At 37.0% G+C, this 24944-nt stretch carries 20 protein-coding genes, 1 other RNA gene and 1 other annotated feature; of the genes, 17 read left to right on the forward strand and 4 right to left on the reverse strand.

The features are described from left to right. Positions 1–97: 97 nt before the first annotated feature. The 7 genes from BN1243_RS01840 to dtd all read left to right on the forward strand — a co-directional run bounded on the left by BN1243_RS01840 (position 98) and on the right by dtd (position 9712). Positions 98–409, forward strand: coding sequence for a post-transcriptional regulator (locus BN1243_RS01840; RefSeq protein WP_062104580.1), 312 nt, complete (start codon positions 98–100; stop codon positions 407–409). A 203-nt stretch (positions 410–612) separates the two neighbouring features. Continuing rightward, positions 613–2880, forward strand: coding sequence for a protein translocase subunit SecDF (gene secDF / locus BN1243_RS01845; RefSeq protein ID WP_062104581.1), 2268 nt, complete (start codon positions 613–615; stop codon positions 2878–2880). A gap of 78 nt (positions 2881–2958) precedes the next feature. Beyond that, complete coding sequence (locus tag BN1243_RS01850; RefSeq protein ID WP_062104582.1) at positions 2959–3864, forward strand: cation diffusion facilitator family transporter; 906 nt, start codon at positions 2959–2961, stop codon at positions 3862–3864. 49 nt (positions 3865–3913) lie between these two features. Beyond that, a complete protein-coding gene (recJ, locus tag BN1243_RS01855; RefSeq protein ID WP_062104583.1) occupies positions 3914–6274 on the forward strand; it encodes a single-stranded-DNA-specific exonuclease RecJ in 2361 nt (786 codons plus the stop codon). Next, complete coding sequence (locus tag BN1243_RS01860) at positions 6265–6777, forward strand: adenine phosphoribosyltransferase (protein ID WP_062104584.1); 513 nt, start codon at positions 6265–6267, stop codon at positions 6775–6777. Before recJ ends, BN1243_RS01860 begins: the two co-directional genes overlap by 10 nt. A gap of 296 nt (positions 6778–7073) precedes the next feature. Beyond that, positions 7074–9263, forward strand: a complete 2190-nt coding sequence (locus tag BN1243_RS01865; RefSeq protein ID WP_062104585.1) for a RelA/SpoT family protein — start codon at positions 7074–7076, stop codon at positions 9261–9263. 11 nt (positions 9264–9274) lie between these two features. Then, complete coding sequence (gene dtd, locus BN1243_RS01870) at positions 9275–9712, forward strand: D-aminoacyl-tRNA deacylase (protein WP_062104586.1); 438 nt, start codon at positions 9275–9277, stop codon at positions 9710–9712. A 285-nt stretch (positions 9713–9997) separates the two neighbouring features. Here dtd and BN1243_RS01875 read toward each other — a convergent pair whose 3' ends face one another. Then, entirely contained in the window at positions 9998–11266 is a 1269-nt protein-coding gene (locus BN1243_RS01875; RefSeq protein ID WP_062104587.1) for an N-acetylmuramoyl-L-alanine amidase family protein, read from the reverse strand. A 166-nt stretch (positions 11267–11432) separates the two neighbouring features. On the opposite strand from BN1243_RS01875, the gene BN1243_RS21945 reads away from it, so the two are divergent. The 5 genes from BN1243_RS21945 to BN1243_RS01895 all read left to right on the forward strand — a co-directional run bounded on the left by BN1243_RS21945 (position 11433) and on the right by BN1243_RS01895 (position 16349). Next, positions 11433–11606 (forward strand): hypothetical protein, encoded by a 174-nt coding sequence (locus tag BN1243_RS21945; RefSeq protein ID WP_154669786.1) that lies wholly within the window; start codon positions 11433–11435, stop codon positions 11604–11606. Positions 11607–11659: 53 nt separating this feature from the next. Continuing rightward, positions 11660–11890, forward strand: a binding site (T-box leader). Between the two features lie 54 nt (positions 11891–11944). Further along, positions 11945–13213: a histidine--tRNA ligase gene (hisS, locus tag BN1243_RS01880; protein WP_062104588.1), complete on the forward strand. Its 1269-nt coding sequence runs from the start codon at positions 11945–11947 to the stop codon at positions 13211–13213. Positions 13214–13229: 16 nt separating this feature from the next. Continuing rightward, positions 13230–15002: an aspartate--tRNA ligase gene (gene aspS, locus BN1243_RS01885; protein WP_062104589.1), complete on the forward strand. Its 1773-nt coding sequence runs from the start codon at positions 13230–13232 to the stop codon at positions 15000–15002. Positions 15003–15091: 89 nt separating this feature from the next. Then, positions 15092–15279, forward strand: a non-coding RNA gene (gene ssrS, locus BN1243_RS01890) — 6S RNA. Positions 15280–15578: 299 nt separating this feature from the next. Further along, positions 15579–16349, forward strand: coding sequence for a tRNA threonylcarbamoyladenosine dehydratase (locus BN1243_RS01895; protein ID WP_062104590.1), 771 nt, complete (start codon positions 15579–15581; stop codon positions 16347–16349). 38 nt (positions 16350–16387) lie between these two features. On the opposite strand, the gene BN1243_RS01900 is transcribed toward BN1243_RS01895, so the two are convergent. Then, on the reverse strand, positions 16388–17665 hold the full coding sequence (locus BN1243_RS01900; protein WP_195892064.1) for a replication-associated recombination protein A: 1278 nt from the start codon (positions 17663–17665) through the stop codon (positions 16388–16390). Positions 17666–17780: 115 nt separating this feature from the next. Here BN1243_RS01900 and BN1243_RS01905 point away from each other — a divergent pair, with 115 nt between their 5' ends. From BN1243_RS01905 to BN1243_RS01925, 5 genes are all read left to right on the forward strand, one after another. After that, positions 17781–18449, forward strand: coding sequence for a YczE/YyaS/YitT family protein (locus BN1243_RS01905; RefSeq protein WP_062104592.1), 669 nt, complete (start codon positions 17781–17783; stop codon positions 18447–18449). Further along, complete coding sequence (gene cymR, locus BN1243_RS01910) at positions 18446–18865, forward strand: cysteine metabolism transcriptional regulator CymR (RefSeq protein ID WP_062104593.1); 420 nt, start codon at positions 18446–18448, stop codon at positions 18863–18865. Before BN1243_RS01905 ends, cymR begins: the two co-directional genes overlap by 4 nt. 26 nt (positions 18866–18891) lie before the next feature. Beyond that, a complete protein-coding gene (locus BN1243_RS01915; protein ID WP_062104594.1) occupies positions 18892–20034 on the forward strand; it encodes a cysteine desulfurase family protein in 1143 nt (380 codons plus the stop codon). A 14-nt stretch (positions 20035–20048) separates the two neighbouring features. Continuing rightward, on the forward strand, positions 20049–21164 hold the full coding sequence (mnmA, locus tag BN1243_RS01920) for a tRNA 2-thiouridine(34) synthase MnmA (RefSeq protein WP_062104595.1): 1116 nt from the start codon (positions 20049–20051) through the stop codon (positions 21162–21164). 348 nt (positions 21165–21512) lie between these two features. Continuing rightward, a complete protein-coding gene (locus BN1243_RS01925; RefSeq protein WP_062104596.1) occupies positions 21513–21935 on the forward strand; it encodes a VOC family protein in 423 nt (140 codons plus the stop codon). Between the two features lie 334 nt (positions 21936–22269). Here the strand turns inward: BN1243_RS01925 and BN1243_RS01930 are convergent, their stop codons facing one another. Continuing rightward, positions 22270–23424 carry an HD domain-containing protein gene (locus BN1243_RS01930; RefSeq protein ID WP_062104597.1) on the reverse strand — a complete coding sequence of 385 codons (1155 nt, stop codon included), beginning with the start codon at positions 23422–23424 and terminating at the stop codon, positions 22270–22272. Between the two features lie 953 nt (positions 23425–24377). Further along, positions 24378–24794: a hypothetical protein gene (locus BN1243_RS01935; RefSeq protein ID WP_062104598.1), complete on the reverse strand. Its 417-nt coding sequence runs from the start codon at positions 24792–24794 to the stop codon at positions 24378–24380. Positions 24795–24944: the final 150 nt, after the last annotated feature.

Below are 24944 nucleotides of genomic sequence, written 5' to 3' on the forward strand. Positions count from 1 at the left end.
TCCCTGCCTTCTCAAAAGTACTCCTTTAGATTACAATGAAGTATATGCAATAAGGTGGACAAAGCATGACAACTTTAATTAACTGGAGGATTTGATGATGGAGACGAAAAACCATCCGTACGATTCATACTACCATCTGCTCGAACCTGTTCTTGAAAGTAAAGCTGAAGAATTTACAGTTTTAGGTTATGGGAAAATTAGCAAACAAAATCTATGGGAGTACTTAACGAGAAAAAAGTGGCGAAAGCATAGAGAAGGAATCCGAGTTTATGAGCTTGTATCTGATATTCTTTCTGTTAAAGTTGGCGAGTATATGAACTATGCAACGGTAGAGGCTTATAAATCCCCTAATTGGTTTACTGAGCTAGATAGTGAAGAATTACAGGAACTATTAGAACCTAAAAAATGAAACGCAGATAGAAGAAATCGATAAAATGGATACATACATTGTGACATATGATTCATTGATTAATTGACAGCTTTTTTTAACTGATTCATAATAATTATGTTGATATTTACTTCAGGTGAGATAGGTTGTTCGACCGATTGAACAGTAATTAATCAATACATTTATTTTCGCAAGTGCTTTGACTTACAAGGGGGACATATAAAATGGTCAAAAGAAGCAGAATTGTTGCTTTCCTGCTAATTGTCATTCTGTTAGCTGGCTTAGGCGGAACGACAACAAATAAGATTATTAAGGATATAAAATTAGGGTTAGATCTGCAAGGGGGCTTTGAAGTTCTCTATGAAGTAGAGGCTGTTAATCCAGATCAAAAAATTGATAGAGAAACGCTCGTACATACGACTGAAGCTTTAAATAAGCGGATTAATGTACTCGGTGTAAGTGAGCCTAATATTCAAATTGAGGGTGACGATCGAATTCGGGTTCAATTAGCGGGTATTGAGGATCAAGATCAGGCTCGAGAAATATTAGGGACACAGGCGACATTAACATTTAGAGATGTTGATAACAATGTTATGTTGGACGGTACAGATCTTGTAGAAGGAGCAGCTCAGCAGTCTTTTAAAGCAAATACAAACGAGCCAATTGTCTCAGTTGAATTAAAAGACCGAAAAAAATTTAGAGATGTAACTGAAAAAATTGTTAACATGGCTCCGAATAATATTTTGACGATTTGGCTTGATTTTGAAGAGGGTGTCGATTCGTTTGAATCTGCGCAAGCAAATGGGAATCCGAAACTACTTTCTGCACCCTATGTGAGACAAGTATTTAACGATACAGGTGTAACCATTGAAGGGAATTTCACTATTCAAGAAGCCGAAAACTTAGCTAATCTACTAAATGCGGGTGCATTACCTGTTAAATTAAAAGAAGTTTATTCCACATCTGTAGGTGCTCAGTTCGGAGAGCAAGCGATGGATAAAACTGTTACAGCTGGAATTATAGGTATTTTAATTATTTTCTTATTTATGATCGTCTATTATCGTTTACCTGGAATTGTAGCAACCGTTACACTTTCAGTGTACATTTATTTAATTTTGCTTGTCTTTAATTTAATGAATGCAGTGTTAACTCTGCCAGGAATCGCTGCTCTGATCCTTGGAGTTGGTATGGCGGTAGATGCAAACATTATTACCTATGAACGCATCAAGGAAGAACTAAAAGTTGGAAGATCATTAACGTCAGCCTTTAAGGAAGGCAGTAAATCATCTTTTATGGCGATATTCGATGCGAATATAACAACTTTACTAGCGGCAGCCGTCTTATTTTATTTCGGGACAAGCTCTGTTAAAGGTTTTGCAACGATGTTGATCGTTAGTATTTTAATGAGTTTTCTCACAGCGGTGTATGGGTCAAGGCTATTACTAGGGCTTTTAATTAATAGCGGGTATTTTAAAGACAAACCAGGATGGTTCAGCGTTAAGCGCTCTTCTATCCACAGCCTCACTGAAAATAAAACAACACATGATTTGGCAACGCCATTTGATCGATTCGATTTCGTAAAGCATCGGAAGAAATTTTATGTAATTTCTACAGCTTTAATCGTATGTGGTGTCATAGCGCTAGGTGTTTTTCGATTAAATTTAGGAATTGACTTCTCCAGTGGTACGAGGGTTGAAATTGACGCTGGAAAATCGTTAACAGCAGAAGAAGTTCAATCTGAATTGGAATCTATCGGATTCCCAACCGAGGATATTGTTTTATCTGGCGCCAAAAATGAAATTGGTGTTGCAAGATATAAAGATCCTTTGAATAAGGATGAAGTTGCTCAGTTGAAAAACCACTTTAAAGAGCAATACGGGTCAGAACCAAATGTGATTACCGTTTCACCAGTGGTCGGTAAGGAAATAGCTAAAAAAGCAGTTTATGCATTATTAATAGCCGCTCTGGGAATTATTATTTATGTATCGCTAAGATTTGAGTTTGCTATGGGCTTTACGGCTGTTATGGCCCTTTTACATGATGCTTTCTTCATCGTTGCTTTGTTTAGCATTACTCGGCTTGAAGTGGATTTGACATTTATTGCTGCAGTCTTAACCATTGTAGGTTATTCGATTAATGATACGATTGTAACTTTTGATCGAATTAGAGAAAATATGACTGCAAAGCGCCGGTTGAAATCTGAAGAAGACATTGCCGATGTAGTGAATCAGGGATTAAGGCAAACATTAACACGTTCGATAAATACGGTTCTAACTGTTGTTGTTACAGTAATTGCTTTATTACTATTTGGTAGTGAAGCGATTAGAAACTTCTCACTTGCATTACTGGTCGGTCTAATTGCTGGAGCTTATTCGTCCATCTTTATTTCTGCACAATGGTGGTATGATTTAAAGGTGAAAGAACTTAAAAGAAAAGGTCCAATTGATACAGTGAAAGAGAAGAAAAAATGGACGGATGAACCTCAAGTGTGAAACCGCAGATATCTGCGGTTTTCCTTTTCTAAGTAATTAATTCAGTTGAGGAAGTTCAACCATAGAGGAGTACGCATGATGAATGAAACTGATCGTTTTAAACAAGCGGAATTTGCAGCATGGCTAGGAATAGGCGTTAATATTCTTTTAACTGTACTTAAAGGTATTGCAGGCGTAATGGCTCATAGTAAGGCATTAATTGCAGATGCTGTTCACTCAGCGTCAGATATTGCTGGATCATTAGCTGTATTCATCGGACTACGGGCTGCAAAGAGACCGCCTGATGAAGATCACCCTTATGGACACGGAAAAGCGGAATCTATCGCTGCCATTATTGTTGCTGTTGTTCTTTTTTTAGCTGGAATCCAAATTGGAAAGTCTTCTATTGAGTCATTCTTCGCGCCGTTAGAGACACCTAAAAGCATAGCTGTTTATGTTGTCATTTTTTCTATCATCGTCAAAGAGGCACTTTTTCAATATAAATTTCGGTTAGGAAAAAAGCTTAAAAGTGATGCGTTAATTGTTAATGCCTACGAACACCGATCAGATGTATATTCATCTTTAGCAGCCCTAGTTGGAATTCTTGCCTCGATTATTGGCAGAAAAAGTAATATAGCTTGGCTTGAGTACGGCGATCCCTTTGCAGGAGTAGTTGTTTCCATTCTTGTGTTAATTATGGCATGGAGTCTAGGAGCAAAATCCATTCATAACGCATTAGATCATGTCCTTCATAAGGAAGATACCGTCGTTTTTCGAGAGATTGTTTCTTCTGTACCTGAAGTAAGAGCAATAGGGGAATTACTTGCAAGAGAACATGGATATTATGTCATTATTGACTTGAAAATTTCTGTTGACCCTTATATTACAGTTGAGGAAGGGCATAAAATTGGAAAAAAGGTAAAAGAAAAATTAATAGCCCATCCTGATGTTCATGATGTTTTTGTTCATATAAATCCCGCTGATATTCAAAAGCCTGACGATTGAAACGAAATAGGCGCTTATGTATAATAAGTTAGTCTAAAGAGGTGATCAGATGTTATTTCCAAAAAAACGCTGGATTGTTCAAGAATCTAGTAAAGAGGCCGCAAGTCATTTAGCTGACAGCCTGAAAATTGACCCGCTCGTCGCAATTTTATTACTTAATCGTGGTATTCATACGGTTGACCAAGCGTATGAATTTTTGTATACAGAAAAAATGGATGTCCATAATCCTTTTTTATTTAATGATATGGAAAAAACAGTGAATAGAATTAGAACTGCAATCGATCATCAGGAATCGATACTAGTCTTTGGTGATTATGATGCAGACGGTGTAACAAGTACGTCAGTCATAATGGAAACACTGCGTGGGCTTGGAGCTAATGTAGAGTATTACATACCAAACCGCTTTACAGAAGGATATGGGCCGAATGAGGGGGCTTTTCGAAAGGCGAAATTAGAAGGAATTCAGCTAATTATTACAGTAGATACAGGAATTTCTGCGATTTCTGAAGCTAAACTTGCTAAAGAACTTGAGATCGATTTAATTATTACGGATCATCATGAAGCAGGGGCAGAACTACCTGATGCATTTTCAATCATTCATCCGAAAATCCCAGGCTCTACTTATCCTTTTTCAGACTTAGCAGGGGTTGGCGTGGCATTTAAACTTGCACACGCATTAAATGGTGATTTACCGGAACACTTACTTGATTTAGTCGCAGTCGGAACCATCGCTGATCTAGTCCCACTCCAAGGTGAAAACCGACTTCTTGTAAAAAAAGGACTAAATCAGCTTGTGAAAACTACTCGTCCTGGACTGCTAGAACTATGTAAAATTGCCTCTATTAAGCTTTCGGAAATTAATGAAGAAACAGTTGGATTCGCAATTGCACCTAGATTAAATGCTGTTGGCAGATTAGACCATGCTGGTCCTGCTGCTGACTTATTAATGACACATGATCCAGAGGAAGCAATGATGCTTGCTGAAGAAATTGATTCGTTAAATAAGCAGAGGCAGCAAATTGTGGCAGAAATAGCAAATGAAGCAATTGACGTGGTGGAAAAGGATTACTCAATAAATGATTCTCATGTAATTGTTATTGGTAAGGAAGGGTGGAACCCAGGAGTAATCGGAATTGTAGCCTCACGATTAGTCGAAAAGTTTTACCGCCCCACTATAGTTCTAAGTTATGATCCACAGACAGGATTAGCGAAAGGATCAGCGAGAAGTATAGCAGGTTTTGATTTATTTAAAAATCTATCAACTTGTCGGGATATTTTACCGCATTTTGGTGGACATACAATGGCTGCAGGGATGACGTTGTCGATAGAGAATGTTGATGAACTACGTAATCGATTAAATGAAGCTGCATCTCAACAATTAAGCAGTGAAGATTTTATTCCGATAACAGAATTAGATGCTTCTATTAATATTGAAGATATTGACATTGACTCGATTAGTCAATTAAACATGCTAGCTCCCTATGGTATGAATAATCCAAAACCAACAATTTTAATAGAGAATGCAATAACAACTGATATAAAAAAAATTGGAGCAAACAAAAATCATCTTAAGATATTATTTGAGGGACAAGGACATTTTTTAGATGGTGTCGGATTTAATCTGGGGAATTTAGCAGACGATCTCTCCCCAGGATCTAAGGCAGCAGTCATTGGTGAATTAGCTATTAATGAGTGGAATAATCGTCAAAAACCACAAATTTTTATTAGGGACATGGCTGTAAAAGAGTGGCAACTTTTTGATTTGCGAGGAAATCGTCAGATTGATCAGTGGATACAGGAAATATCAAAAAAGGACACTTTATTCATCTTTTTTTCCGAAAAGCATTATAATGAATTCGGAAGGAAGTTAGAAAGCAACCTTATAACTGATCTGACGAGTGCTGAGAAATTTCCCATTGATAGAAAAAATATTGTACTTTTTGATATACCACCTAGTCTTGAATGGTTAGGAAAACTAGTAGGTAATAAATTTCCTTCAAGAATTTACGCCCATTTCTTTCATACTGAGGATCATTTCTTCTCTACTATTCCGACAAGAGATCATTTCAAATGGTACTATGCCTTTTTATTAAAAAGACAGAGCTTCGATCTTAAAAGATATGGTTTAGAACTTGCGAAACATCGTGGATGGTCAAAAGAAACAATTCAGTTTATGTCTCAAGTGTTTTTTGAACTAGACTTTGTTACAATGGAAGACGGTTTGATTCGAATGAATCAACAGAAATTAAAAAAGGATTTGGGAGATTCTCCTACTTACCAAAGAAAACAGCAGCAAATAATGTTAGAAAAAGAACTTTTGTATTCATCTTATACTCAATTAAAACAATGGTTTCATGAACGACTTGCACTAGGTAAGCCGTATGAGGAGGAAGTAAGAGCATGGATTTAAAACAATTTATAACTATCGTCCCAGATTGGCCAAATGAAGGTGTGCTTTTTAAAGATATTACGACCTTAATGGATAACGGTGAAGCCTATCGGTATGCCACCGATCAAATCGTGAAGTATGCGGAAGAGAAGCAAATAGACCTTGTTGTAGGTCCTGAAGCTCGAGGATTTATTATCGGTTGTCCTGTTTCCTATGCGTTAGGGGTTGGTTTTGCGCCAGTTAGAAAAGAAGGTAAACTACCAAGAGAAACAATCAAAGCCAGTTATGGGAAAGAGTACGGGCAAGATGCTTTAACGATTCATAAAGATGCAATAAAACCAGGTCAAAGGGTCTTAATTACGGACGATTTACTTGCAACTGGCGGTACCATTCTTGCAACGATAGAACTTGTAGAAAAATTAGGTGGCGTTGTTGCAGGAATTGCATTTCTGATTGAATTGTCTTATCTCGATGGTAAAGAGAAGCTTGGAGGTTATGACACTCTATCTTTGATGAAGTTTTAATTACAATTGGAGGCTGTCCTAATTCTGCAAACTGTGCAGAATTAGGACAGCTTTGCTGTTATTCGTGACTGCGTAAGATCAGCGCTTAGCAACCTTTTTTGATAACTCAACTTCACGTGCTTCCTATACCTAGAAGCTTAAAAGTCTTGTACAACGCTAAACAGTTGCCACTGATTTTCTTATAAGTTTGACATTTTTAGATAAAAAAATTATCTAAACCTTTACAAGTTTGTCATCATTCTCGATAATAGATATTAATACTATGTTTCGAAATTTTTTTTTAAAAGGTGATCCTCATGGCGAAAGATCAAATTATTACATCAGATGAAATAATCAAGAAGACAAGTGAATATTTAAATGGAGAAAATGTTGCAATAGTCAGGAAAGCATATGAGTTTGCAGCGTATGCTCATAAGGATCAATACAGAAAATCAGGGGAGCCCTATATTATCCATCCGATTCAGGTCGCTGGTATTCTGACAGATTTGCAAATGGATCCGTCGACAATTGCTGCAGGTTTTCTTCATGATGTTGTGGAGGATACTCCAGTTACTCTTCTTGATATTTCAAGGGAGTTTGGCAGTGAGGTGGCCATGTTAGTCGATGGTGTGACAAAGCTCGGAAAGATAAAATATAAATCCCATGAGGAACAACAGGCAGAAAATCATCGTAAAATGTTTGTAGCCATGGCCCAAGATATAAGAGTCATTCTTATAAAACTAGCAGATAGGCTACATAATATGAGAACTCTTAAGCATTTACCTCCAGAGAAACAAAGGAGAATTGCTAATGAGACGCTTGAAATTTTTGCCCCGCTTGCACACCGCCTCGGGATTTCCAAAATTAAGTGGGAACTGGAAGATACCGCCCTGCGTTATTTAAATCCGCAACAATATTATCGTATCGTTAACTTAATGAATCGGAAACGGAAAGAACGTGAGCAATATCTAGAAGATGTCATGGGTGATGTTAAGGATCAACTCAATGATATGGAAATTAAATCTGAAGTGTATGGGCGTCCAAAACACATCTATTCCATTTATCGTAAAATGGTTCTTCAACATAAACAATTTAATGAGATCTATGATTTGTTGGCGGTTAGAATTATTGTAAATAGTATAAAAGATTGTTATGCAGTCCTTGGAATTATCCACACTTGTTGGAAGCCAATGCCTGGCCGTTTTAAAGACTATATTGCTATGCCTAAACCAAATATGTATCAGTCCCTCCATACAACTGTAATCGGTCCAAAAGGAGAGCCACTAGAGGTACAAATTAGAACAAGGGATATGCATCGGATTTCTGAATATGGGGTTGCGGCACATTGGGCTTACAAAGAAGGAAAAGTGAATGATCTTCGTGATTCTTTGGATAAGAAGTTGTCTTGGTTCAGGGAAATACTAGAGTTTCAAGATGAATCGGAAAACGCTGAAGAGTTTATGGAGTCATTAAAAATTGATTTGTTTTCTGATATGGTTTTTGTGTTTACTCCAAAAGGGGACGTCATTGAGCTTCCTGCCGGATCTGTTCCAATTGATTTTGCTTATAGAATTCACTCTGAAATCGGCAATAAAACAATTGGGGCTAAGATAAATGGAAAAATCGTAACGTTGGATTATAAATTGAAGACCGGTGATATTATTGAAATATTAACGTCCAAACATTCTTATGGCCCAAGTCAGGATTGGTTGAAACTTGCCCAAACAAGTCAGGCTAAAAACAAGATTAGACAGTTTTTTAAACGACAGCGTAAAGAGGAAAATATTATTAAGGGACGAGAACTGGTTGAAAAAGAAATAAAAGAAATGGAATTCGAAGTAAAAAAAGTCATGACCAGTGAAAATCTCAAAAAGGTTTCAACTAAGTTTAATTTTTCTAATGAGGACGATATGTTTGCCAGTGTTGGGTATAACGGAATATCCCCGCTGCAAGTTGCAAATCGTCTCACAGAGAAATTGAGAAAGCAGCGGGACGAAGAGGAGAAGGTTGAAGAAATCATTTCAGAGACGAAAAGAGAGCAGCATCCAAAACGTTATGAAGCTGGAGTGCAAGTAAAGGGCGCTGACAATTTGCTTGTCCGCCTGTCACGTTGTTGTAACCCCGTTCCCGGTGATGAAGTAATAGGGTTCATAACAAAAGGACGAGGGGTCTCTGTTCACAGATCTGATTGCCCTAATATTATTCAAGAAGATATGCAAAATCGGCTTATTGAGGTAGAGTGGGAATCAGCAGTTAATAATCGAAAAGAATACAATGTTGATATTGAAATATCTGGATATGATAGAAGTGGATTATTAAATGAAGTTCTCCAAACAGTTAGCGGTACGAAAACGAATATAACTGCAGTGACTGGTAGAGCTGATCGTAACAAGATGGCAACAATTATGATGTCGATTTCGATTCAAAATATTAGCCATCTTCATAAAGTAGTCGATAAAATTAAGCAGATTCCAGATATATATGCTGTTCGAAGAATTACGAATTAAGGGGTTTAGGAATGAAAGTAGTTTTGCAAAGAAGCAAGGAAGCAAATGTAAAAGTTAATGATAAGATTGTTGGTAAGATCGATCATGGATTTGTCTTGCTTGTCGGCTTTACTCATGGTGATACGACGGATGCTTGTGATTGGTTGAGTGATAAGATAGTAAATTTGCGTATATTTGAAGATGAGAATGAGAAAATGAATCACTCTTTATTGGATAAAGGTGGTTCGATATTGTCGATTTCACAGTTCACTCTTTACGGAGATTGTCGAAAAGGCCGACGCCCAAATTTTATGGATGCGGCCAAACCTGACGAGGCAGAGCGATTATATGACTATTTTAATCAATCCCTTAGGGAAAAAGGGGTTCATGTGGAGACAGGAATTTTTGGTGCGATGATGGATGTATCATTAGTAAATGATGGACCTGTTACGTTAATGTTAGAAAGATAATAAAAAACCTGGTGATAACTTAAATCACCAGGTTTTTTATTTATTTGTTAAGCGTACTATAAAATTGGATGCTTTGTATAAGTTATAACGTTATGCGTACTCATCCAGCTCCAGCGTATATCGACTTGCAAACCTCTAAGCTTCTTCCTACGATAAGTCATCATCGGCTCATACTTCCTTTATCTCAGGCCAACAGGATGTTGGTCAGAACGGCGCGTTTTTAGCCGTTCATCTTTAATATAGAAGTTTGTATGTCGATGGGCAATGCGCTTGCGCTTTTGTTTTTTAATTACCAAAGTATTGATTAATTCCTTCTAAAATCGCATTCGCTACTTTTTCCTGGTATTGAACAGACTTTATGATTTCTTCTTCATGCGGGTTACTTAAATAGCCTAGTTCGAGTAGGACAGATGGTTGAGTATTTTCTCGCAGAACATAATAATCTCCAAATCGAACCCCGCGATCAGAGATCATAACAGCATCTGTAATGTTGTTATGGACTGCTTCTGCTAGCTTTTGGTCCCGGTCATGATAATAGTAGGATGTATGTCCTTCCACCTCATTATTATCAATGCTATCGTAGTGTAAACTTATGAAAGCATCTGCTCCGCTTATTTGAGCTTGTTTGGTTCTTTCCTCTAAACTAATATATTCTTCTGTAGATCGCGTTAAAATGACATTATAACCAGCTTTGTTTAGTTTTTTAGCTAATGTATTACCGATCCTTAATGTTAAATCCTTTTCAAGCACTCCGCTTGTACCGGTTGCACCTTGATCACGCCCACCATGGCCCGGATCAATGACGATTGTTTTGGCACCATCATACTCTTTAAAATTATTTATTTGTCCAGCCTGATTCGCTGAAACGATCCAGCTAGCAACATATCCAGTTTTTCCAGGGGAGTATTCAATTTTAAACCAATCTCCATCTTTTTCTAGTACGGTGAAGATATCCCCAGATGAAGCTTGTTTAACAATTTTTGATTTTAATGTCGGTTTTTTTCGGATATTTGTCGCATCATATAAAATATTAATTTGATTAGGTGAAGAGACTACTGATGACACAGGTTCTGAATTCGAAGTTTCGATATATTGGCTACTTACCCAAGCTACATTTCCATTAAATTCAATTTGGCTCCACCCATTGTTATCATCTAGTATTTTAACCCGTTCTCCTTTTTCTAGTGTACCTACTTTTGAACTTGTCGAACTTGGCTCTGAACGGACATTTAAAGAACTAGCAGATACTGTTCCGCTAGTGGTTGAGCTAGAAGTAATTGTTTGTTTGTCCACAAGCCAACCAGCTACCCAGCCTTCTTGACCAGAAGGTAATTTAATTTGATACCATCCATTTTCTACACTTACTACTGGATAGGTTTCGCCTTTTCGAACTTGGGTAACTATGGAATAAGAAGTATCGGGTTTTTCCCTAACATTGACAATTTCACCTGTTACAATAACTGATTCTGAATCAGCAGAAGTATTTGGTGAGTAGTAAATAATCATTGTAAGTAATAATGTTATGACTGCAAACAGGATAAAACGTTTTTTCACTGCAAAGAAACCGCCTTTCTATTACTTAAGAATCCATTGTATCAATACATTCGAGAGATAATCAATCTACATATTCGTCAAAATGAAGAAAAATCCTTTTTTTAAATAGAATTTTTAATAAAAGGGAAAGATATGAACAAAACATTTTACTAAAGGAGACTACTTGATGCGAACTAACGAGCAGAATCAAACAGCTAATTGCAGTTCAATCCAATTAACTCATATGAATTTGCAAAATAGTCCAGATAATAGCTATATGATGAATATTGATCATTTGGGGGAGTTTGGGACAACCTCTTCAGAAATTAAGTCAATAAAAAAAAGATTACTTCGTTCATAAACTATTGACAAAGTTTTCCGTTATCCTTATGATATAATAACTAAAATAACTATATTTAGCCAATGATGGAAAAAGTAATTGAGTGCTGAGTGTAAAGAGAGGAAATGCCGCGGCTGAAAGCATTTCTACATTGAAGTTCAATGAAAGACATTCCGTAGGCTTCCACCTCGAACAAATACGTTTTTAGTAGGGGTTGGACGTAATCAGGCGATAACTGTCTAAGTGAAAGTTGTTTTACAACTTTAAAAAGGGTGGCACCGCGGGAAATAACTCTCGTCCCTTGTTTTTCGGAACAAGGGACGGGAGTTTTTTTATTTTGATTAAAAGGAGGATTATAGATGGCTGTTCAAATACCACGTGGAACACAGGATATTCTTCCTGGGGAAGTAGAAAAATGGCAATTAATCGAAGAAACAGCGAAAAAAATGTGTCAGTTGTATCAATATCATGAAATTAGGACGCCTATTTTTGAACATACAGAGCTATTTCAAAGAGGTGTAGGTGATACAACCGATATCGTTCAAAAAGAAATGTATTCTTTTCAGGATCGGGGAGGTAGGGAGTTAACACTGCGACCTGAAGGAACTGCAGCGGTTGTTCGTTCCTTTGCAGAAAATAAAATGTTTGGAAATGCTACTCAACCTGTTAAGCTCTATTATCTAGGACCGATGTTCCGCTATGAAAGACCGCAGGCAGGCAGATATCGGCAGTTTGTTCAATTCGGGGTTGAAGCATTGGGAAGTATGGATCCTGCAATTGACGCAGAAGTAATATCATTAGCGATGGGTATATATCGACAATTGGGATTGAAAAAACTAAGGCTTGTTATTAATAGTCTTGGGGATAAAGAAAGTAGAGTAGCTCATAGAAACGCATTAATCAATCATTTTCAACCGAGAATTCAAGAGTTTTGTAAAGACTGTCAAAGCAGATTGGAAAAAAATCCGCTTAGAATTCTTGATTGTAAAAAGGATCATGATCATGAATTAATGGGATCAGCACCTTCCATACTTGATTATTTAAACGAAGAGTCTGCCCAATATTTTAATAAAGTTAAGGAATACTTAAAGGCAATGAAGATCGATTTCCAAGTTGACTCTACTCTTGTTCGAGGGCTAGATTATTATAATCATACCGCTTTTGAAATTATGAGTGAAGCAGAAGGATTTGGCGCGATTACAACATTATGCGGTGGTGGTCGTTACAACGGACTTGTGAAAGAGATGGGTGGTCCAGATACCCCTGGAATTGGTTTTGCTTTTAGTATCGAAAGATTAATCAGCGCTATGGAAACCGAAGAGGTACAGTTTGAAAGAGAAAATGGTATAGATGCTTACATTATCTCGCTAGGTGAAGAGGCAAAAGATTATTCTGTTACTTTACTTGAAGACATGCGCAGGGCAGGATTTTCTGTAGAACGCGATTATATGGATAAAAAGTTAAAAGCACAATTTAAAGCTGCAGAAAGACTGGGTGCAACGCATTCGATCATAATCGGTGAAGATGAATTGAAAAATGGAATCGTTACAGTCAAAAATATGACAACTGGAGAGCAACAGGAATGCTCTTTACAGAATTTTGTTGAAGAATATAGCAAATTAAGTTGATAAAGGGGGAAGTCCTATGTTTGGTAGAACCTATTATTGTGGAGAGATAACAGAACAAGCAGTAGGTGAGTCGGTTAATTTAAAGGGATGGGTGCAAAGACGGCGCGATTTGGGCGGACTTATTTTTATTGATCTTCGTGACAGAACTGGAATAGTCCAAATCGTTTTTAATCCAGAAGAATCAAAGGCAGCCCTTGAGATTGCAGAAAAGGTACGCACAGAATACGTTTTGGATGTTCATGGAATCATTGTGAAGCGGAACGAAGGAACAGTGAATCCTAATTTAAAGACCGGAAAAATCGAAGTGATAGTATCTGAGGTTACAATTATCAATGAAGCGAAAACCCCTCCGTTTATGATCGAGGATCATACGGATGCTTCAGAAGATATTCGGTTGAAATATCGTTACTTAGATTTACGAAGACAGGAAATGTTTAATGTCTTTAAACTTAGATCTGACATTACAAAAACGATCCGTAATTTTCTGGATGGAGAAGGGTTTCTTGATATTGAAACTCCGATCTTAACTAAGAGTACTCCAGAAGGTGCAAGAGATTATCTTGTTCCAAGCCGAATCCATGAGGGAGAATTTTATGCACTTCCCCAATCACCTCAACTTTTCAAACAATTATTGATGGTTAGCGGCTTTGATAAATATTACCAAGTGGCTCGCTGTTTCCGTGATGAAGATTTAAGGGCGGATCGTCAACCAGAGTTTACACAAATTGATATTGAAGCTAGCTTCATGAGTCAAGATGACATTCGAGTTATGATGGAAAGAATGATGAAACAGATTATGCAAGATACGAAGGGCGTTGAAATTAAAACTCCATTTCCAGTCATGACTTACGATGATGCGATGGCAAGATACGGTTCTGATAAACCAGACACTAGGTTTGAAATGGAGTTAAAAGATATATCCGAACTCGTTGCATCCAGTGATTTCAAAGTGTTTTCAGGTGCCGTTGCTAACGGAGGACAAGTGAAAGCTATCGTGGTTAAGAATTCAGCCAATAATTACTCTCGCAAAGAGATTGATGCTCTTGGAGAATTTGTTTCAGTTTATGGAGCAAAAGGGTTAGCTTGGATGAAAGTTGAGGAAGAAGGTCTCAAAGGACCGATCGCTAAATTCTTTACAGACGATAATCAGGTAAAACTACGAGCGGAACTCGGGGCCGAACAAGGGGACCTACTTCTTTTTGTTGCAGATACTAAAAAAATAGTAGCTGAATCATTAGGTGCTCTCCGCTTAAAACTTGCCAAGGAACTTGGGTTAATTGATCAATCAAAATTTAACTTTCTTTGGGTCGTTGATTGGCCGCTTCTTGAGTATGATGAGGAGGAAAAACGTTATTTCGCTGCACACCACCCATTTACAATGCCTGCGCGCGAAGATTTGTACAAACTGGAAACAGATCCAGCAAATGTTCGAGCTCAAGCTTACGATCTTGTATTAAATGGATATGAACTTGGTGGAGGATCTTTGCGGATATTTGAAAGAGATATTCAAGAAAGAATGTTTAAAGTGCTTGGATTTACTGAAGAAGAAGCAAAAGAAAAATTTGGCTTTCTTCTAGAAGCATTTGATTACGGAACGCCTCCGCATGGGGGAATTGCACTTGGATTAGATCGTATGGTAATGCTGCTTGCTGGTCGCAATAGTCTTCGCGATACGATTGCCTTTCCAAAGACAGCTAGCGCCGGTGATTTATTAATGAAGGCACCGGATGAAGTAAGCGAAAGTCAGTTAAAGGAACTGCATTTATCTATAGAGAGATCGAAGGTTTAATCTGGTAGAAAATGTAAAAACAAGCCTATTTTCCCATTTGGTTTTGTTTGAAAAAAACGTTTTCTTATGTTAGTATTTAAACAACAGGATAAGTCCTGATGTGTTCGTTCTAATACCTTTTCGTTTTGACCGACAAGACATAACTTTGGGAGTCTGGAGTTTTCAGACTAAGTGTAAGCCTCCGGTTGAGAGGACACATAAGGCCTGAAGCAAGACACCCACCTGCCAAGAGCGGGATCAAAACAAAGGATAAACAGACGGCACGATCGGGACTTATCCTATCTTCGTTAAAAAAACAACCCAATAGGTTGTTTTTTTTATTGTATAGAAAAATATAAATTTGGCGACTGTGGAACTTGCTACAATGGATAGGGCTTCGCGTCTTAAGGAGGCTAGCACATAGCGACAATCAAACTTCTCCGCTTTTTTTCTATGATAAGTAATTAGCTTGGAAGTTTGTTCGACGATGTGCAAGGCCTGCACATTTGTTCTTTTACATATAAAATCATTGCTTTTTATCGTTTACTTGTTTATTCTGATTCAGGGAAGACGTACTTTAAATGTGGAGTTGAACTTATGTTACATCAATTTTCTCGTAATGAATTAGCAATTGGAAAAAAAGGTTTGGATTTATTAAAAAATAGTTCAGTAGCTGTTCTAGGTGTTGGTGGAGTCGGAACGTTTGCTGCTGAAGCGTTAGCTCGTTCAGGAGTAGGAAAAATAATTCTTGTCGATAAAGATGATGTCGATATTACGAATGTGAACCGACAATTGATTGCTCTTTTGTCGACAGTAGGACAACCGAAAGTCGATTTAATGAAAGAGCGGATTAAAGATATTAATCCCGATTGTGAAGTTGTTGCTATGAAAATGTTTTTTACAGAAGAAACGTTAGAGCTGTTTTTTGAACAAAAACCAGATTTTATTGTGGATGCTTCAGATACGATATCGTATAAAATTTTATTAATTAAAGAATGTTTAAAAAGGAATATTCCAATGATTTCTTCAATGGGTGCAGCTAATAAAATGGACCCAACGAGACTCATGATTAAAGATATTTTTCAGACCCACACTGATCCAATTGCTAAGGTGATAAGAACGCAATTAAGAAAAGAAGGGATTAAAAAAGGTGTGCCTGTTGTCTTTTCTGATGAAAGTCCAATTGTTATTCGGGAAGATGTTAGAAAAGTGGTAGGGAAAGATGGATCAGAAATTAGGAAAGCGCAAATGCCTCCCGCATCAAATGCCTTTGTTCCGTCTACTGCTGGGTTGATTATGGCAAGTTATGTTGTAAGAGAAATTATTAAAGAAATTCCTATTCATCGCGTTAATGATGGAAGTAAATAATAAACGACACAATCCTCTTTAGGTTGTGTCGTTTTCCATTATCGATTATTGATAATTTTTTCGTAAACTGTTGCAAGCGCCTGTTCAAACTTACCAGTTTTTTTCGGGTGAAAGTATTGTTTGTTTTTAATTTTTTCCGGCAAATATTGTTGCTTTACCCAACCAGTTGGATAGTCATGAGGATATTTGTAGCCTATACCTCTACCAAGCTCAGATGCTCCTTTATAATGGGCATCTTTTAAATGGTTTGGTACTTCTCCGCTATTTCCTGCGCGAATATCTTTAAGAGCTTCATCAATTGCACAGATAGCAGAATTTGATTTTGGTGATAAACATAATTCGATTACAGCATTGGCAAGCGGTATTCGCGCTTCTGGAAAGCCAATTTTTTCAGCTGTTTGAATAGCTGCTAGGGTTCTCGACCCTGCTTGAGGATTAGCTAGTCCGATATCCTCGTAGGCAATCACAAGTAGACGGCGAGAAATGCTAGGTAAGTCTCCGGCTTCAATTAAGCGACCCAAGTAATGAAGAGCTGCATTTACATCACTACCTCTTATCGACTTTTGAAACCCGCTTAACACATCATAATGGGCATCACCATCTTTATCGTGGACAAAGCTTTTTTTCTGTAAACATTCTTCTGCAGTTGAAGCTGATATATGGACTTTTCCTTCAACATCGCTGTCTGTAGAGAGAACCGCTAATTCTAATGCATTTAAAGCACTTCGGACATCTCCAGCAGTTGATGAGGCAAAATGCTGCAAAGCTTGATCATCAATAGTAACCGAATGGGTACCAAGCCCTCTTTCTTGGTCTGCGAGTGCGCGGAGCAAAGCTTCTTTAATATCCTCATTTGATAGTGGATGAAGCTCAAAGATTTGACAACGACTCCTAATCGCTGGATTAATGGCATGATAAGGGTTACTCGTTGTTGCACCGATTAAAATAATCGTTCCATTTTCTAAATGGGGTAATAGAAAATCCTGCTTCGCTTTATCTAATCGATGGACTTCATCTAATAGTAAAATGACTTTGCCACTCATTTTTCCTTCCGCAGCTACGATCTCTAGATCTTTTTTATTATTTGTTACAGCATTTAACATTCTAAAGGCATATTGTGTGCTACCAGCAATCGCGCTGGCAATCGATGTTTTCCCAATCCCTGGAGGACCATACAAAATCATTGATGCTAATTGTTTAGCCTTCACCATTCTCGCGATGATTTTTCCTTCACCAACTAAATGTTGCTGACCGACCACTTCTTCAATCGTTCTCGGGCGCATTCTAAATGCTAATGGTTGATTTTTCAATTTCATCTCTCCAAACCCACGTTCTCGTACCACCTTCTTTCTATCATACCAAAACGGTCAGATATATGCATATAACAAAATTAATGTGCTATAATGAAGCAATGCAGAGGGGTACAACAATATGAGTCAAAAAGATAATTTAGTAAGAAGACTTCTCATCTTTACAGTTGGATTGCTTATTATGTCGTTTGGCATTGTTTTAATGATTAAATCCGACTTTGGTGTTGCACCATGGGATGTTTTACATGTCGGGCTCTTTTATCAATTAGGTTTGACAATTGGAACATGGTCCATTCTAGTAGGTTTTACAGTATTAGGGTTATCGTCCATAATGATAAAAAAATGGCCACAGTTTGGGGCCTATTTGAATATGATCCTTGTAGGCTTGTTTATTGATATGTATATGCAGATACCTTTCTTAGTTGAGCCAGATACTATGCTCGGCAAATCACTTTTATTTTTGTTAGGTATGATTATTAATGCTTATGGAATGGGTATTTATCTTTCAGCTGAGTTAGGAGCAGGACCAAGAGATAGTTTAATGTTGGCGATACAAATAAAGACTGGTTGGAAAATTGCGACTGCCAGACGATTAATGGAAGTAATGGTCCTTATTTTTGGATGGATGCTAGGAGGGCCTGTATTTCTTGGGACAGTTATATTCAGTGTAGCAATTGGTAGTTTTATTGGATTTGCGATGCCACAATGTCAATTTCTCGCTGATAAAATATTAAAAAAACAAATTCAAAAAAATCCAGAGAATCAAATTGAACGAGGTGCAAGGTTATGAAAATTTCAACTAAAGGCAGATATGGATTAACCATTATGATTGAGCTTGGGAAACGATATGGTGAAGGGCCTATATCACTTAAATCGATAGCAAGCACGTATAATTTGTCTGAGCATTATTTGGAACAACTAGCCGGGCCGTTGCGAAATGCTGGTCTAGTAAAAAGCGTTAGAGGAGCGTATGGTGGATATATTTTAGCATCAGAACCTTCAAAAATAACAGCTGGAGATATTATCCGAGTGTTGGAAGGCCCTATTAGTCCTGTAGAGGGGATCGAGGATGAAGAACCTGTAAAACGAAAACTATGGGAAAAAATTCGTGATGCCGTTAAAGATGTATTAGATAGCACAACGATTGAAGATTTAGCTAATTATGAAGACGACGGGGATGACACTCCCTATATGTTTTATATTTAAACTAAAAATAGGTGGAAAGATATTATATGGACAGAATTTATTTAGATCATGCAGCAACTTCTCCGCTTCATCCTTCGGTTACGGAAACAATCGTTTCCGTTATGCAATCGTCATTTGGAAATCCTTCCAGTATCCATTCCTATGGAAGAGATGCTAGAAAAATATTGGATGAATCTCGTATGGCTTTAGCTGACAGTATAGGAGCCGATTTCTCTGAAATGGTCTTTACTAGCGGGGGAACCGAAGCAGATAATTTAGCGATTATCGGTATAGCTAGAGCTAACCGTCAAAAAGGGCAGCATATTATTACATCGCAAATTGAACACCACGCTGTTCTTCATACATGTCAATTTCTTGAAAAAGATGGTTTTGATGTCACGTATTTAACGCCAGACGATACGGGACGAATCACTGTCCAATCCGTTAAGGAAGCCTTGCGACCAGATACTATTCTCGTCACCATTATGTATGGGAATAATGAAGTAGGGACAATCCAGCCTGTAAAAGAAATTGGAGAATTATTAAAATCACACCAAGCTTATTTTCATACAGATGCTGTCCAAGCTTATGGCACAATTAGAATGAATGTGAAGGAACTTGGCGTCAACCTTTTGTCCGTCTCAGGACATAAAATTAATGGTCCAAAAGGTGTAGGTTTCCTCTATATAAAATCAGGTACTACTATCACGCCGAACGTATTTGGAGGAGAACAAGAACTAAAGAGGAGAGCAGGTACGGAGAATCTGGCAGCAATAGCTGGTTTTGCAAAAGCAGCTACGTTATCGATAAATTCAATAGATGAAAAAAAGGAACTGTACTATTGTTTGAGAAACACTTTTATTGAAACATTAAAGGCCGAAGAAATTGATTTTCAAATAAATGGATCGACTGAATATTTTCTGCCACATGTTCTTAATATTAGTTTTCCTAATACAGATGTAGAACCAATGTTAGTCAATTTAGACATGGCGGGAATTGCTGCTTCAAGTGGCTCAGCATGCACAGCGGGTTCCTTAGAACCTTCACATGTTCTCGTTGCTATGTATGGCCATGATTCACAGCGGATAAAGAATTCGATCCGCTTTAGTTTTGGTCTTGGAAACACGAAGGAAGATATCATTACCGCCGCAAAGGAAACAGCCAAAATAGTTAAGAGGCTTCAAAACTGAAAGGAAGATGTAAGATGGAGAAAGCAGCAAAAGACACACGTGTAATTGTCGGTATGTCCGGTGGAGTTGATTCTTCCGTTGCTGCACTATTACTGAAAGAACAAGGGTATGATGTCATCGGAATTTTTATGAAAAATTGGGATGACACGGATGAAAATGGTGTTTGTACAGCGACCGAAGATTATAATGATGTGATCCGTGTTTGTAACCAAATTGGAATTCCGTACTATGCCGTCAATTTTGAAAAAGAATATTGGGATAAGGTGTTTACGTACTTCCTTGATGAATATAAAGCAGGTCGGACGCCTAACCCCGATGTGATGTGTAATAAGGAAATTAAGTTTAAAGCTTTTCTAGATCACGCCATGAAACTTGGAGCTGATTATTTGGCTACAGGACATTATGCTCGTGTGGAGACTAGTAACGGTGAAGTGAAAATGCTCCGCGGCATCGATAACAATAAGGATCAAACTTATTTTTTAAATCAACTTAGTCAGAGCCAACTTGAAAAAGTTTTATTTCCACTTGGTGCAATGGATAAAAAAGAAGTGCGTGAAATTGCTAAGAAGGCTGGTCTCGCCACTGCTACGAAAAAAGATAGCACAGGAATTTGTTTTATTGGTGAGCGCAACTTTAAGGAATTTCTAAGCCAATACTTACCTGCGCAAAATGGGCGAATGGAAACATTGGATGGACAATATATGGGTAAACACGAGGGACTCATGTATTATACAATAGGTCAACGCCATGGACTTGGAATTGGTGGATCAGGGGAACCTTGGTTTGTTGTAGGGAAAGATTTAGAAAGAAATATATTATATGTAGAACAAGGATTCGATCACCCAACACTTTACTCTGATTCTATCAAAGCGATTCAAGTAAATTGGATTTCAAATAAAGAAATGCCAAAAGAATTTACATGTACAGCCAAGTTTCGTTACCGTCAGCCAGATGTTCCTGTTACAGTCCAAATTCTGCCGAACAGTGAAGTGAATGTTATTTTTGCTGAGCCTGTCAGAGCTGTAACACCTGGCCAAGCAGTCGTTTTCTATCAAGAGGATGAATGTCTTGGTGGCGGAACGATTGATCAAATTTACAAAAACGATAAACGTCTAACTTATGTAGGTTAATAAGAATAACAAAAGTCAGTTACTATCTGGAAGCCACTGAAAAAGTTTAATATTTAATAAGCAATTAGAGCTAGCCCAAAAGTTAATGAATTAACTTTTGGAGGCTCTATTTTTATTGGGGAATCCATGAAAAAGGGGATGTTGATTTCATAGTGATAGACAGTTCAAAGGTAATCGACAGTGAGAAACTAAGCTATAGGGTGCCATGCTTCAAGAAGGGAGGTGGCAGTAACTGAGCTTGGCACGGAGAAATTAAAATTATCAGAATCTTAATGTGCTTCATGATCCTTTTGGTTATAATAATATTTGGAGAATATACTCCCAATAAAATTAGAGGAGCTGAAATAAATGCAATTTATTCCGTATTTACAGTTGAACGGAAATGCAAGAGAAGCAATTGAATTTTACGAAAAAGTATTTCGTGCAGAAAATTTAGGAGTTATTACATTTGGTGAAATGCCTACTACCCCAGATTCTCCTTTCCCTGAGGATGCAAAAGACCTTGTTTCACACGCTATGATAAGGGTTGGAGAGTCAGTAATTATGTTTTCAGATACTTTCCCAGGTCAACCAGCCCAAGAAGGAAACCTGGTGACCATTTGTGTCACGTTTGACAACGCAGACAAAGCCCGCCTAATTTTTGAAGCCTTACAGGTTGGCGGACAAGTTGAAATGCCACTATCAGAAACGAGTTTTAGTCCTGCTTACGGGGTGATTAAAGATCAATTCGGTGTAACCTTCCAATTTTACACTGAGGGATTTCAAGGGTAGTACATATGATAATAGTAGAAAAACGGCTTTGTACGAATGACAAAGTCGTTTTTCAATACCTCCTTTTTCTCACTAAATTGACTGCAAACTATTAGAAAAAGGAAGGGAGAGGTATAGCAAGAGAGTTTCGCCTACCCGAGCATATCTGTCACATTGAAGAGTTGCATTAGTATTCTTTCGATAAATGATGCCAGCCCCCCGATGAGTAAAAGTGTTACCGAACTGAGGGACTGGTACCAAAATTATTATTTTAGGAATTGTCATTAAACAGATGCAGTCGTTCAGTAAGAAACAGAGCCGTAGTACAATAACGATCTTTAATTTTCCGTTTGTTTTATGAGAGACACATTTCATTATAAAAAAAAACAATAGATTTCGGTAACGAAGTATATTTTTCATTTATATAATCAGAGAAAAAACGAACATCAATTAATTCATTATTACTACACACAAATATATCACCTGCATAGGAACTATATTTTATCTTTTCTTCAAATATTGATACATTTTCATTCTGTTTTTTTAATTCAAATACTTCCGCTTTATTATTTGCTATTTTGTAGGGGATACTTTTAGTTTCCGAAAAGTATCTTTCAACCATGTCTCTTAAGGAGCTATTTAGCTTGGAATTAGTACAAATATCCCTCAATTCGTCTTCAATTGTTTGATCAATTAAAGAGAGATAGTCATCAATATTAGTCCCGGTAAGATCATTATTAATAACTCGATACAGGGGAGTTGCATTTGAATATATTCCTTCTTGTATAAATTCTTCAAAAATGTCTTTTAAAAGAAAATCCTTACCTACAACAAAGGGATTTCCAAAACCTTGTTTATATAGTGACTCTTTGATTTTTATCATTTTTTCAATTTCAGCTATTCCAGAGTTATTAATAACTATTTTATTTTCAACAATTTCGAGAGCTGAAAGTAAAGTTTTTAAATTTAGAGGACTTGTATTGATTAATGAATGGTGTAAATCTCTGTTCCAAAAATCCAATTGATCTACTGATAAAGCCCCAAATAATAACTCCTCGATAATTGGAAATTTTGCTTTTCCTTCTAAAACATTTAGTACGTCCTCATGGAGTAGGGGTATTCTTGAAAGAATGCCAACAATTTCCTCGTTTTCCCTAACAATTCGTACTGACCAATCACCGTGATCCTGTCCAGTTATGTTTTGGAAACAATGGGAATAGGGTCCGTGACCAATATCGTGAAGTAAAGCAGCGACTAATCCTACCTTTTTCTCATGATCCGATAGTAAAATTTGATTTTTATACGTCAAGCTTTGAACAGCCCTTCTAAACAATTCATAAACACCTATTGAATGATCGTATCTTGAATGAATTGCATCTGGTTGAAGAAAGTAGGTATTACCCTGCTGTTTGATATTTAAAAGTCTAGTAAAAGTTTTTGTACCAATAAGATCAATAATATCTGGGTCATTAATTACTATTTCCCCATGTACAGGATCGTTTAGTTTCATTTTATTCTCCTTTTCTAAATACTTTTGAAATATTACTTTATTCTTAAATAAGTAACTAAACTGGTTTACCCTTTGAAAAAAGCGAAAATTAAAAGTGTTTATTTAACTATCGCTAAATTTCAAAAGATAAACGAGTTGATTGGAGTGGAAGGCGGCGACTCCTGGGGGATAAGCGTGACAGGTGAGACCCCGCAAGGCGCGAAGCGACTGAGGAGGCTCACCGCACGCCCCCCGGAAAGCGTCCGCCTGAAACGGAAATCAACGGTGTATAGGTTCTCACGTTATGTTTACAAGCTTTATTACAATTTATATTGAACAGGATGCTTTTTTTACAAAAAGGAATTATGGAATTGATTCTAGTTAGAAACTAAAAATGATGAAAAGAATTCCTTCTATATTAAACTTAAACTAAGCTATCCTTTAACATAAATCCCTATGAAGCACTACAAAAATTCAAATAATTTGGTATTTAAACTAGTATACACCTAAAGTTAGTCACTTAGCATTTTTTTGATTTGAATAATATTACAAAAATTTAATTGTTAATTCGTAGTTAGGAGTGCTAATTGAATATTTCTACCCCAAGACGAACATGTTGTACTCCTTATAATCGCAAATTTTTATAACGATGATAAAATCAACCCTATAATTAATAGGTTTTTCCTTTTGAAAAGCTCAAAAAGCGATGGAGAATATGCAGGGTCTGGTAGGGCTAAAGGGAATATAGTATTAAGTAGTATGATACAGACACGGGTATGATATGACTATACGCAGATCTATTCGGTATGGAGATTCAAGGAGCCACTGCGATATTCGCAGTAAATCTAAAGCGAATACTAATACTCCTGGATAAAAAGGTGTAAAGGCCGGCTAAAAAATGGCAATTTGCTATCCGAAAACAGGTAGAAAATTTCCTTTTTTGAATCGTGATTAGTTATCTCATTTTGAGAGGTCTATGGATTAAAGTTCAATAATGCCAAGTATTTTACCGTATTGCCTTTAAATGTTAAGAAATAAGGTTTATTTTCATCGTCAAACACCATTAAAAATGGATTTTCTTGATCTGTAAAAATAATTGTTACCTCATCTACAAGGTCATCAAACCATTGATTTCTGACCATAATATTAGGTTTTAAAGGAATTCTAATCATAAATCCTTTATTTGGAATAGGATTGTTTTTAACATATACACCTGTTATACCTTCAAGAAATTTCCCTGCTTCTTGTTGTAAATCTGTGTTTATTTGTACATATTTTATAACCTTACCTTGATTTATATCGAATATTTGTATTTGTGGATTAACTTGAGCAATAACATTTGGTGAAATTAGTTGAAACATAAAGATATATACCAAAACCTTTTTTATCATTTGAACCACCTCAATGCTATTGTTCCCAATAAATAAGGTGGCATTTAAGGTATATTGATTGGAGCGGAAAAGTTTGGTGCGTAAATCAACAACCTTGTTTAAGGGAATTCTGCATTAATGGTTTTTTTTCAGTGCCCTTACTCTATATAG

This window comes from Bacillus niameyensis (assembly GCF_001375535.1).
GTDB lineage: Bacteria > Bacillota > Bacilli > Bacillales > Bacillaceae_C > Lederbergia > Lederbergia niameyensis.

Excerpts from the sequence above, each read along its gene's own strand:
- BN1243_RS01840 (WP_062104580.1), top strand. The coding sequence starts at position 98 with ATGGAGACGAAAAACCATCCGTACGATTCATACTACCATCTGCTCGAA.
- secDF (WP_062104581.1), top strand. The coding sequence starts at position 613 with ATGGTCAAAAGAAGCAGAATTGTTGCTTTCCTGCTAATTGTCATTCTG.
- BN1243_RS01850 (WP_062104582.1), top strand. The coding sequence starts at position 2,959 with ATGAATGAAACTGATCGTTTTAAACAAGCGGAATTTGCAGCATGGCTA.
- recJ (WP_062104583.1), top strand. The coding sequence starts at position 3,914 with ATGTTATTTCCAAAAAAACGCTGGATTGTTCAAGAATCTAGTAAAGAG.
- BN1243_RS01860 (WP_062104584.1), top strand. The coding sequence starts at position 6,265 with ATGGATTTAAAACAATTTATAACTATCGTCCCAGATTGGCCAAATGAA.
- BN1243_RS01865 (WP_062104585.1), top strand. The coding sequence starts at position 7,074 with ATGGCGAAAGATCAAATTATTACATCAGATGAAATAATCAAGAAGACA.
- dtd (WP_062104586.1), top strand. The coding sequence starts at position 9,275 with ATGAAAGTAGTTTTGCAAAGAAGCAAGGAAGCAAATGTAAAAGTTAAT.
- BN1243_RS21945 (WP_154669786.1), top strand. The coding sequence starts at position 11,433 with ATGCGAACTAACGAGCAGAATCAAACAGCTAATTGCAGTTCAATCCAA.
- hisS (WP_062104588.1), top strand. The coding sequence starts at position 11,945 with ATGGCTGTTCAAATACCACGTGGAACACAGGATATTCTTCCTGGGGAA.
- aspS (WP_062104589.1), top strand. The coding sequence starts at position 13,230 with ATGTTTGGTAGAACCTATTATTGTGGAGAGATAACAGAACAAGCAGTA.
- BN1243_RS01895 (WP_062104590.1), top strand. The coding sequence starts at position 15,579 with ATGTTACATCAATTTTCTCGTAATGAATTAGCAATTGGAAAAAAAGGT.
- BN1243_RS01900 (WP_195892064.1), bottom strand. The coding sequence starts at position 17,665 with ATGAAATTGAAAAATCAACCATTAGCATTTAGAATGCGCCCGAGAACG.
- BN1243_RS01905 (WP_062104592.1), top strand. The coding sequence starts at position 17,781 with ATGAGTCAAAAAGATAATTTAGTAAGAAGACTTCTCATCTTTACAGTT.
- cymR (WP_062104593.1), top strand. The coding sequence starts at position 18,446 with ATGAAAATTTCAACTAAAGGCAGATATGGATTAACCATTATGATTGAG.
- BN1243_RS01915 (WP_062104594.1), top strand. The coding sequence starts at position 18,892 with ATGGACAGAATTTATTTAGATCATGCAGCAACTTCTCCGCTTCATCCT.
- mnmA (WP_062104595.1), top strand. The coding sequence starts at position 20,049 with ATGGAGAAAGCAGCAAAAGACACACGTGTAATTGTCGGTATGTCCGGT.
- BN1243_RS01925 (WP_062104596.1), top strand. The coding sequence starts at position 21,513 with ATGCAATTTATTCCGTATTTACAGTTGAACGGAAATGCAAGAGAAGCA.
- BN1243_RS01930 (WP_062104597.1), bottom strand. The coding sequence starts at position 23,424 with ATGAAACTAAACGATCCTGTACATGGGGAAATAGTAATTAATGACCCA.
- BN1243_RS01935 (WP_062104598.1), bottom strand. The coding sequence starts at position 24,794 with ATGATAAAAAAGGTTTTGGTATATATCTTTATGTTTCAACTAATTTCA.